At 64.5% G+C, this 242-nt stretch carries 1 protein-coding gene; it reads left to right on the top strand.

From position 1 onward, the window contains the following. The coding region (locus SB772_RS44850; protein ID WP_410839134.1) for a M48 family metalloprotease at nucleotides 1-242 on the top strand (242 nt) is incomplete at both ends.

The raw sequence follows: 242 nt of genomic DNA, 5'->3' as shown, positions 1-242 counted from the left end.
ATTTTTTCCGCAGCCTCACGGCAACGGAGAAAGCCGCCGTGATGGCGCACGAGACCGGGCACATCCGCAACTACGACACGTTGCGCCGCCTGTGGTGGTTTCTCACGCTGCGCGTGTTCTGGGATTTCGAGTGGGTCTGCGCGCGCTGCCGCGAGCAGGAGCTCGCCGCAGATGCATACGTGAAAGAACAGGGGCTGGCGCATGGGATGCGCTCGTTCCTGTGCCGCCATCCACAGCCCCGG

It is taken from the genome of Paraburkholderia sp. SIMBA_030, assembly GCF_046535245.1.
Lineage (GTDB): Bacteria > Pseudomonadota > Gammaproteobacteria > Burkholderiales > Burkholderiaceae > Paraburkholderia.
The sequence above is the reverse complement of the archived record's forward strand: the minus strand, read 5'-3'. Positions and strand labels throughout refer to the sequence as shown.